The 7,772-nt window shown below is 67.2% G+C and carries 7 protein-coding genes and 1 tRNA gene; all 8 read right to left on the bottom strand.

Going from position 1 to position 7,772, the window contains the following annotated elements:
* Positions 1-120 precede the first annotated feature (120 nt).
* Complete coding sequence (locus RMN86_RS02635) at positions 121-549, bottom strand: GFA family protein (protein ID WP_309604272.1); 429 nt, start codon at positions 547-549, stop codon at positions 121-123.
* Between the two features lie 11 nt (positions 550-560).
* A complete protein-coding gene (locus RMN86_RS02640) occupies positions 561-2,486 on the bottom strand; it encodes an NAD(P)/FAD-dependent oxidoreductase (RefSeq protein ID WP_309604273.1) in 1,926 nt (641 codons plus the stop codon).
* Positions 2,487-2,543: 57 nt separating this feature from the next.
* Positions 2,544-3,467 (bottom strand): aldo/keto reductase, encoded by a 924-nt coding sequence (locus RMN86_RS02645; RefSeq protein ID WP_309604274.1) that lies wholly within the window; start codon positions 3,465-3,467, stop codon positions 2,544-2,546.
* A gap of 8 nt (positions 3,468-3,475) precedes the next feature.
* On the bottom strand, positions 3,476-4,906 hold the full coding sequence (locus RMN86_RS02650) for a peptide MFS transporter (protein WP_309604275.1): 1,431 nt from the start codon (positions 4,904-4,906) through the stop codon (positions 3,476-3,478).
* Positions 4,907-4,970: 64 nt separating this feature from the next.
* Positions 4,971-5,816: an alpha/beta hydrolase gene (locus tag RMN86_RS02655; RefSeq protein WP_309604276.1), complete on the bottom strand. Its 846-nt coding sequence runs from the start codon at positions 5,814-5,816 to the stop codon at positions 4,971-4,973.
* A 101-nt stretch (positions 5,817-5,917) separates the two neighbouring features.
* Positions 5,918-5,994 (bottom strand) — tRNA-Val (locus RMN86_RS02660).
* 84 nt (positions 5,995-6,078) lie between these two features.
* Positions 6,079-6,354, bottom strand: a complete 276-nt coding sequence (locus tag RMN86_RS02665) for an HU family DNA-binding protein (RefSeq protein ID WP_309604277.1) — start codon at positions 6,352-6,354, stop codon at positions 6,079-6,081.
* A 157-nt stretch (positions 6,355-6,511) separates the two neighbouring features.
* The coding region (locus tag RMN86_RS02670) for a S16 family serine protease (protein WP_309604278.1) at positions 6,512-7,772 on the bottom strand (1,261 nt) is incomplete at its 5' end.

Consider the following 7,772-nt stretch of genomic DNA (forward strand, 5'->3'; position numbering starts at 1 on the left):
GGGCGCGACCAGGACCCCCGGCCGCCGGCCGGCGTGGGTCTCATCGACGATCAGATGGCCGACCAGCCGGGCGCCGTCGGCATGATATTCGATATCCTCGGTCTTCATCCGGACGCGACTCTAGGAGGGTGGCCCGCCGGCGGGCGGCGCCTTGGGAAAGTGCGGGATACTGTCGTGCATCAGATGCCAGGGGGGCGCGGAGTCTGTGTAGAGGTGCATGCTGGGCGTCAGGACGGATGCATCGTCCAGCGCCCCGACCTTGACCGGCGTGATCGGCAGCCCCGGCCCCAGTAAGGAATAGAGCGGTGAGCCACAATCGGCGCAGAAGGCGCGACCGACGTCCTGGCCGCTGTCGCTCTGGCAGGTGTACACCCTGGGCGAGCCTTGAGTGACCACCACGCTGTCCTTCGCCGCGATGGCGACATACACCGCTCCGCCGCCGGACGCCTTCTGGCAATCCGTGCAATGGCAGACCGCCATCCCCATGAACGGGGCGGTGACCTTGAACCGCACCTTGCCGCAGGCGCAGCCGCCTGTGATGTCGCTCATCGGTTTTCTCCTCAGGCCACCGGCTGAGACTGCCGGGTCAGCACGAAATCCTCCGGATCGGGCGCCAGCGTTGCGCGCCAGTAGTCGATCAGGCCGAAGGGCCAGTTCTGGCTGACCCGGCCGAACTCGTTCTTGTACCAGCTGGTGACGTTCGGCGAGCCCCAGGCCCAGCCCTTGTTGGCCTGGTCCACCCGGACGTTGAAGGCGTCATGGACGTCGCGCTTGACTTCCATCGCCGGGGCGCCGGTTTCCGCCAGCAGGCGAAGGCATCCGATAATGTAACGCACGGCGCATTCGGAAAAGAAGATGATTGAGCCGTTGACCACGATGTTGGTGTTGGGTCCGTAGATCATAAAGAAATTGGGGAATCCCGGCGTGGTCACGCCCAGATAGGCGCGCGCGTCGCCCGCCCAGGCCTCATGCAGGTCGCGGCCACCGCGGCCCGTCAACTTGAGCCCCGACAGGAACTTCGAGGCGGTGAAGCCGGTGCCATAGATCAGCACATCGACCTCATGCTCCACCCCGTCAGCGGTGACGACGCCCTTCGGCGTGACCTTGATGATCGCTTCGGTAACCAGCTCGACGTTCGGTCGCTTGAGCGCGCCAAGCCAGACCCCATTGTCCAGCACCGCGCGCTTGCCGCCCACCGGATAGGTGGGCACGACATTGGGCAGCAGATCCGGGCGGTCCTCGACCTGGGCGGCCAGCGCCGCGGCGGCCATCTCGCGCAGTCCGAGGTTCTCCGCCCCGACCGCGGTCGTCGGGCCATTCCAGCCCTCGTCGGCCTTGACCATCGGCAGGAAGCCCTCGGTGGTCGTCCATAGCAGCCAGAAGCGGTACCATTTGGCATAGTAGGGGATGTGCTCCAGCAGCCACTTCATCCCCGCGGGAACGTCGTCGTGGTAGTGCGGCACCGGCAGGCCCCAGGGCGGCGTGCGCTGGAAGACCTTCAGGCTCGCCACCTTCGGCGCGATCTCCGGCACGAACTGATAGGCCGAGGCGCCGGTGCCGATCACCGCGACCCGCTTGCCGGTCAGGTCCACGTCGTGGCGCCATTCCGCCGAGTGAAAGGCCGGCCCCTCGAAGGCGCCGACGCCCTCGATGTTCGGAATGCGCGGGGTGTTGAGCTGGCCGACGGCGGTGACGACGGCGTTGGCCTCGACGAATTCCGTCTTGCCGTCCTTGCCCTTGAGGGCCGCGCGCCAGAGCGACCGCGCCTCGTCCCAGATGAGACCCTCGACGCGGGTGTCGAAGCGGATGTGCTTTTTCAGGTCGTATTTGGTCGCGACGCCACGGAAATACTTCAGCAGCTCCGGCTGGGGCGAGAAGTGCTGCGGCCAGCCGTGGTTGGGCTCGAAGGAGTAGCTGTACATGTGGTTGGAGTTGTCCACCCGACAGCCCGGATAGGTGTTGACCAGCCAGGTCCCGCCCACATCTGAGTTCGACTCCACGATCTCGAACGGGATCCCGGCCTGCGACAGGCGGATGCCGGTCAGCAGCCCTGACATGCCGGCGCCGATCACCAGCACTTTCAGCCGGCGGGCGGCGGTCTTCAGCTGGGGCTGTTCAAACTGCGGATCCTTGCTGGACACACCCGAGATCGCCAGCTCATCGATCAGGAAGTCGGCGTAGCCTTCCGGGATCGCCTCGCCGCCGACGAAGTCCATCATCCGCCGCAGTGTCGGGGTGTCGGGGCTGGGCATCCGGGGCGAGCCCGCCGCCGCATAGTCCTGGATCGCCGCCCTGGCCCTGACGCGGATATCGGCTTCGACCTCCGGCGACAGGCCGGTCTCGCCACGCGACAGCGGCATGTAGACCGGCGCCCACTCCGGGCGCAGCCAGCCCGCGTCGCCGGTCATGTGCACCAGGGCAGCGATCAGCGCCGGCAGGTGGGCGTCGCGGAGCGCCACATCGAGCTCAAGGTCGTTGTCGGCCATGATCGTCTCCCGCCATATTGTCGTTGCGCGGCACAATGCCTCCCGCCCCGGCGGGTGTCATCCCTGACTTTGCGTCAAGCCGGCGGCGCGGATCCGAAGTCTCAGGGCTTCCGGCAGAGCCAGGCCTGACGCCGCGAGGTTTTCCGCGAGATGCCCCATCCGGGTCGTGCCGACGACGGCGCAGGCCACACTCGGATTGGCAAGTACGAAGGCCAGGGCGGCCTGCGACCCGGTCATTTCGGGCGCCTGGTGCAGGAACCTGTAGCTTAGCCCCTCATGGACCTCGCGCCGGTGCCGGACGAGGCCACGGGCGGCGTACCAGAGGTCGCGGGGGCTGCCGATCCTGGCGATCTGCAGGCGGGTGTGACCCATGGCCAGCGGCATCCCGGCCAGGACCCCCTTCCCGGCCGCCGCGGCCCTGGCGATCAGCGGTTCGCGGTCCTGGCGCAGCACGTTGTAGTCGACCATCACCACGTCGACTTCGGCCAGCGCGATAGCGCGATCGATCACGGCGGGATCAAAGCTGTTGACGCCAATTGCTCGCACCAGCCCCCGGGCCTTGAGGCTTCGCAGCGTCGACAGCAGGGCCTCGGTGAGGTCATCTGCGCCAGGGCCGTGAAGTTGCAACAGCGGCAAGACCTCGAGGCCCAGGTTTCGCAGGCTGCGTTCGGCGCTGGCCACGATGGCCCCGGGCGAGAAGTCCCGGCGGATCCGCCCGCCTTGGGTGAACGTCCCCGCCTTGGTGGCGACCGCCAGCTGGGCGGCGTCGCGACCCCTCAGGGCCCGGCCCAGGCGCGGCTCGGCGTGGCCGCCGCAATAGCTGGACCCCGTATCGAAAAAGGTCACCCCGCCGTCCAGGGCGGCGTGGACCAGGCGAACCGCCTCGGCCTCTGCGAACCGCGGCTTGCCCCACCAGCTGGCCGCGCCGAAGCCGATCTCGGAGACGCTCAGGCCGGTCGCGCCCAGCGGGCGATAAAGCATGGAGCGCGCTACGGCGTCTCGCCGGCGTCAGCGGCGACGATGTCGGGCTGGGCCGGCTGGCCCAGCAGCAGGCGGCCGAACAGCAGCCTGACGAAGAAGAACACCACCCCCGCCCCGCCCACCAGGGCGGCGTGCATGAACCAGAACCGCGACGCGGGCATGTCTTCCAGGAGACCCCCCAGCCAGCCCACCAACGTATTTCCGCCCCACAGATGCAGGTAGTAGAGGCCGACGATGAACCCGGTGATCGCCTTGGGCGCCGAGCGCACGTAGAGCGCCAGGCCGACAGGCAGGACGTTGGCGAAGCCGATGTCGTTCAGCAGGTGGAAGGCCAGCAGCCAGCCGAAGCTCACCTTCTGGCCGGTTTGCGCGCCGATCATCGAGCCGATCGCCAGGCACGCCACGCCCGCGGCGGCGAAGAAGCAACCGATGGTGATCTTGCCAAGTTCATCGGGCTCCGGGAACCGCTTGGCCCACACGCGCCAGAACCAGACCATCAAGGCCAACGTCGCCACCGAGACGATCGAATCCACCGACACCAGCCAGGTCGTCAGGATCGGAATGCCGAACAGGTGCAGGTCGGCGCTCTTCTCGGCCCAGAGCAGATAGCCGTTGAAGATCTGGTTGTTGCCGACGATCGACACCGCCAGCACCGGCAGCAGCAGAACGAGGAGGATGATCGCGGAGACGTCACGCTTGGAAAGCGGCCCCGCGAGGGTCTTGCCGCGCGCCCGCGCCGCGGCTCCGCGCGGCGCGTCCAGCGGCAGGTGTTTGCGGCCGGCCAGATAGATCACCAGCGAGATCAGCATGCCGATGCCGGCGGCCGCGAAACCATAGTGCCAGGCGATCTTCTGGCCCAGGGTGCCGGTGATCATCGGGCCGAAGATCACCCCGGCGTTGATGCCCAGATAGTAGATCTGGAAGGCGTCGGCGCGGCGATTGTCGCCGGCCTTGTAGAGCGAGCCCACCTGGGTCGCCAGATTGCCCTTCAGGCAGCCGGCCCCCAGCATCAGGCAGACCAGGGCGATCAGGAACGACACATCGAAGGCCATCAGGAAGTGGCCTAGCGCCATCAGGCAGGCGCCAAGGATGATGGTGGCGGTCCGACCCAGAAGCCGGTCCGCCAGGATGCCGCCCAGGATCGGGGTCAGATAGACCGTGCTGGCGTAGAAGCCGAAGATTGCCGAGGCCAACTTCGTGACCGACAGCACCTGGCCGTGGCCGTAGAGAGCGTCGAAGATGCCGCGGCTCTGGGCCAGACCCGCCACATGCTCCACATGTCCGGGCAGCAGCAGCTGGTGGACCATGTAGAGCACCAGCAGGGTCTGCATGCCGTAATAGGAGAACCGCTCCCACGCCTCGGTGAAGGCGAGGTAGGCTAGGCCCTTTGGGTGGCCCATGAACCATCGATCGTCGGCGTCTGCGGTCACGGCGGTCATGCAATCCTCTCCGGGCGCGGTGAGTTAGGCACGAAAGCTCATGTCGATGGAAGCCGGCGCGTGCTCAGCGTGACAGGGCCTTCATTTCGCGTTCGAGAATCGCCACGATCTGCGTCCAGGCCCGCGTGGTCGGGATCACCAGGTCGAAGTGGGCGGCGTCGGCGATGGTGACGACCTCGGCCTTGTCACCCGCGGCTTGGACCTTCAGCACATAGTCGCGGCCGGTGTAGGGCGGCATGACCGGATCGAACACCCCGTGGACCATCACCACCTTGGCGCCGGTCGGGAGCAGCTCGGCGGGCGAGGTGTCGGCGTAGGGCGCCTTGCGGTGGGCGGTATCCAGCAGGCGGTCGAGCGTGTCGTCGCCGCAGGGCAGCGCGAAGACCTTCCCCTGCCCGGCAAGGTCGCCGATCCCCGCCAGGCTGATCACCGCGCCGATCTTCAGCGGATCGGCGACATGCAGCGCGCTGTCGGCCGGCAGTCGTCCGCGGCTGGCCGCCCAGAGCGCCAGGTGCCCGCCCGCTGAGTGCCCGATGGCGACCACGCGCCCCAGATCGAGGTGATACTTAGGCGCCTCGGCGCGCAGCCGGTCGACGGCCGCGCCGACGTCCTGGAAGGTCCCGGGGTAGCCCGCCCCGGGTTCGCCCAGCTTGCGGTATTCGACGTTCCAGACGGCGTAGCCTCGGCCTGCGAGGTCGGCGGCAAGCGCGCTGGTCTGGGCGAACCCCTCGTACTGCTGCAGGAAGCATCCGCCGTGCAGCAGGATGACGACGGGATGCGGGCCACGTACTTTTGGCAGAAACAACTCGGTGACCTGCGACGGCGCGGGGCCATAGGCGACGACCGCGTCGGCGGTGTGATCCGTCTGGCGCATGTAATCGACCAGGGAGGCGGGCTCGGCGTGGGCCATCCTTGCTGCCATCCCCAACACCAGCGCCAACCTGATCACTTGACCTCATCTCGCAGCAGTCGAACGGCTTGCCGAGCCGTAGCCCGCGGGCGGGCGAAGGCTGGTGGGCGGCGAGGGGTTCGAACCCCCGACCCTCTCGGTGTAAACGAGATGCTCTGACCAGCTGAGCTAGCCGCCCTCGCACCAGCTTCTAGACCAGGTGAGCGGCGGCCTGAAGCGTCCATCCGCGACGTTGGCGACATCGGAACGGCGGGAAGTCCGATCAATCGTTGAGCGCGCTCTTCAGCGCGTCGCCGACTTTGAACCGGCAGGTCTGCGAGGCCTTGAGCGCCACGGCGGCGCCTGTGCGCGGATTGCGCCCGGTCCCGGCGGGTCGGCGGACGGGAAGAAAACTGCCGAACCCAACGACGCGGACTTCGTGGCCCGACTTCAACGCCGTGGCGACCGAAGAAATGAAGGCGTCGAGCGCCGCCTTGGCCTGCGACCGATTCAGGCCCGACTTGTCGGCCATTGCCGCGACGAGTTCGGCCTTCGTCATATGCGCTCTCCCAGCCCAGTCTTCTTGTGTCCGGACGGAGGGTCCCCGAGCCTTCCCCCACCGGCGGCGAATTAACGCCTGCCGGGGCGGCGGCGTCAAACGGCAGCGGCGCGGGAATGACCCCGCGCCGCGCCAATGTCACAGAAGTGATCCAGGTTCAGTGCGTCAGCATCGCCTCGGCGTCGGTTTCGTCCGCAACGGAGATCGGCGGCGCGTCAGCCTCCGACCATTCGATCGCCACCGGCGCGCGGGTCAGGGCGTGGGCCAGCACCTCGTCCATGGTGGAGACCGGGATGATCCGCATCCCCAGTTTCACGCTCTCGGGGATATCGGCGAGATCCTTCTCGTTCTCCAGCGGGATCAGCACCGTCTTGACCCCCGATCGCAGGGCCGCCAGCAGTTTTTCCTTCAACCCGCCGATGGCGGTGACCCGGCCGCGCAGGGTGACCTCGCCGGTCATGGCGATCTCCTTGCGGATCGGGATGCCGGTCAAGACCGAGACAATCGCCGTAGCCATGGCCGCGCCGGCCGACGGTCCGTCCTTCGGGGTCGCCCCGTCGGGAACGTGGATGTGCACGTCGGTTCGCTCGAAACTCGGCGGCTCCAGGCCGAACTTGGTGGCCCGGCTGCGAACATAGCTGTTCGCCGCCGAGATCGATTCCTTCATCACGTCCTTCAGGTTGCCGGTGACCGTCATGCGGCCCTTGCCGGGCATCTTGACCGCCTCGATGGTCAGGATGTCGCCGCCGAAGTCGGTGTAGGCGAGACCGGTGATGATCCCGACCTGGTCCTCGGCGTCCATCTCGCCGTACTTGAACTTGCGGGTGCCGGCGTATTTGGCCAGCCGCTCGTCATCGATGGTGATGGTCAGCAGCTTCTCGCGCATCAGGTCGCGGACGGTCTTGCGGGCCAGGTTACCCAGCTCCCGTTCGAGCGAGCGGACCCCGGATTCACGGGTGTAGTAGCGGATCAGGTCGCGGATGGCGGCGTCCGGGACGACAAACTCCTCCGGCTTCAGCCCGTGGTCCTTGGTCAGCTTGGCCAGGATGTGCCGCTTGGCGATCTCCAGCTTCTCATCCTCGGTGTAGCCGGGGATGCGGATGATCTCCATGCGGTCCAGCAGAGGCTGGGGCATGTTGAGGCTGTTGGCGGTGGTGACAAACATCACCGGCGAGAGGTCGTAGTCGACCTCCAGATAGTGGTCAGCGAAGGTCGAATTCTGCGCCGGGTCCAGCACCTCGAGCAGGGCTGAGGACGGGTCGCCGCGCCAATCGGAGCCCATCTTGTCGATCTCGTCCAACAGGAAGAAGGCGTTGGTCGACTTAGCCTTCTTCATCGACTGGATGATCTTGCCGGGCATGGAGCCGATGTAGGTCCTGCGGTGGCCGCGAATCTCGGCCTCGTCGCGCACGCCGCCC

The organism is Phenylobacterium sp. (genome assembly GCF_031360265.1).
Classification (GTDB): domain Bacteria; phylum Pseudomonadota; class Alphaproteobacteria; order Caulobacterales; family Caulobacteraceae; genus Phenylobacterium.